Source organism: Leisingera sp. F5, from assembly GCF_001593695.1.
Genome location: NZ_LUKH01000710.1, coordinates 1 through 1,810, shown reverse-complemented (window position 1 = coordinate 1,810; position 1,810 = coordinate 1). Strand labels below are relative to the sequence as shown.

Here is a 1,810-nt window from a genome sequence, read left to right as displayed (position 1 = left end):
CCGGCGACGGCTGTGGCGGCATCGGAATCGCTGGCGCTGTCCTGGCCGGTGCGGCTGTGGGGCGAGTTCACCGCCAAGTACCAGGGCTTTGCCACCGAGAGCTACAACACGCTGGGCCAGCGCCTGGGCGAGATGCAGACAAGGATCACCGAACTGGCGACGCAAGCGGTGGAGCAACGGGTGGCGGCGGCGCTGTTGCGGATGGTGACCCAGTCGGGCCGCAAGGTGGAGGAGGGGATCGAGATCGCTTTTCCAGTGACCCGCCGCAACATCTCCGAGATGACCGGCACCACGCTGCACACCGTCAGCCGCCTGCTGTCGGCCTGGGAGAAGGACGGCATTGTTCATTCCACCCGCAAGCATATCGTTGTCACCGACCCGCACCGGCTGGTGGTCCTGAGCGGCGCGCAGGGGTAGGGGCGGCTGAAAGACCGGGAAGTGTCCCGCTGGCAGCGCAGGTAACTTTTAGGGCAAGAGGCCGGAACGCCAAGCGGGGAAGGTTTCGTTGGTGCGCAGGCAAACTGCACCCAGAAACTGCACAGGCCATTCGCTGCGATTGCCGCCCTGGCCGCCCTGTGGGTGGGCTATGCCCAGTGTTCAGAAGGCGCGAGCCTTCTTGGCCGGTGTCTTTATTGTTGAGTGTCTTCGGGCTGCTGACTGCCATGCTCATATTGAAGCCGGGTCCGTTTAAGACGCTCAATTTTTCTGCGCCGAAGCTCGTTTTCGTCGTCGAGGATTTCACGCGCTGCACGTGAGGTCTTTTCGATCGCTGTTTCCTTGCGGGATAATCCGGCCAGGCCCAGCCCCTCGATTTTCAGCTTAGTCATGTTGTCACTCTTACTGGTTTGATTTCGGGGCAGGGTTTACACTCGCGGGCGAACGCTCAGCTTTGGCTGTTTCTCTGCTGCGGCAGGAACCGATGCGTGAGGCGCGGCGATCTAAGCAGCAGCAAGGGTTTCCGGGTGAAACCCAGCTGTATCAACTGCAGAGAGGAAAGCTGCGCGTGCGGCGTCGACGGGGGCGAGACAGTCCATGACGGCATCAATTTTCTCAAGCGCGATGTTTCTGTTTTGATCAGAAACCGGCCAGGCTTTCTGCAGCCAGAAGTGGGCTTGTTCAATCGTCGAGATTTTTTGTGTCCGGCCTTCCGAGGGCAGGAAAATGGTCATGGGAGAACCCCAAGAGATTTCTATCAAGTTTGTTCTTTCGGTAATTTTTGGAAGAGAACCGCATCTGCAGGTTAAACAGGGCAGATGCAGGAAACGGGGGCATCGCAAGAATGCTCCCGTCAATAGTTCATGCCTGCAAAGGCTTACGCAAGCGCAAGATTGCTGGCGGACTCACGTCCGTCGCGGCCGCTTTCGATGTCGAAAGTCACGGCTTGGCCATCGTCAAGCTGCTGGATGCCGGCGCGTTCCAAAGCGGAAATGTGGACAAAGATGTCCCGCGATCCCTGCTCGGGCGCGATGAAACCAAAACCTTTTTGCGAGTTGAACCATTTCACGGTGCCATTGGCCATCGTGTCGTCTCCTTAATAAATGCCATCCGCAACACGCGATAGCCCGGCCCAGTGTCGACATAGGAACAACTGGGGCCGTTAGGAAACAGAAGGTCTAAGAAGAAGCTTTGCTGGACCGAGATGGGGTATGCGATCGATGATTGCAAGAGAGCAGCAGCAATATCTTGAAAATAGTTTTATTTGGCTCCCATCACCCCCCGCAACTGCTCCCGAAAATCCATCTCCTCCAGTCCGTATTCCTCACAGGCGTCGATCAACGTGTGAAAGGGGGCGATCGGGCAGCCGGGGCAG

The 1,810-nt window shown here is 58.1% G+C and carries 4 protein-coding genes; 1 reads left to right on the top strand and 3 read right to left on the bottom strand.

Annotation, left to right across the window (positions count from 1 at the left end):
- Positions 1-417 (top strand): Crp/Fnr family transcriptional regulator (locus A2I95_RS35095; RefSeq protein ID WP_291737180.1); only part of this gene is annotated, 417 nt, incomplete at its 5' end.
- 212 nt (positions 418-629) lie between these two features.
- On the opposite strand, the gene A2I95_RS35090 is transcribed toward A2I95_RS35095, so the two are convergent.
- The 3 genes from A2I95_RS35090 to A2I95_RS35080 all read right to left on the bottom strand — a co-directional run bounded on the left by A2I95_RS35090 (position 630) and on the right by A2I95_RS35080 (position 1,519).
- Complete coding sequence (locus A2I95_RS35090) at positions 630-827, bottom strand: hypothetical protein (protein ID WP_259997511.1); 198 nt, start codon at positions 825-827, stop codon at positions 630-632.
- A gap of 111 nt (positions 828-938) precedes the next feature.
- Entirely contained in the window at positions 939-1,169 is a 231-nt protein-coding gene (locus tag A2I95_RS35085) for a DUF982 domain-containing protein (protein WP_259986770.1), read from the bottom strand.
- A gap of 143 nt (positions 1,170-1,312) precedes the next feature.
- A complete protein-coding gene (locus tag A2I95_RS35080; protein ID WP_129371830.1) occupies positions 1,313-1,519 on the bottom strand; it encodes a cold-shock protein in 207 nt (68 codons plus the stop codon).
- Positions 1,520-1,810 lie beyond the last annotated feature (291 nt).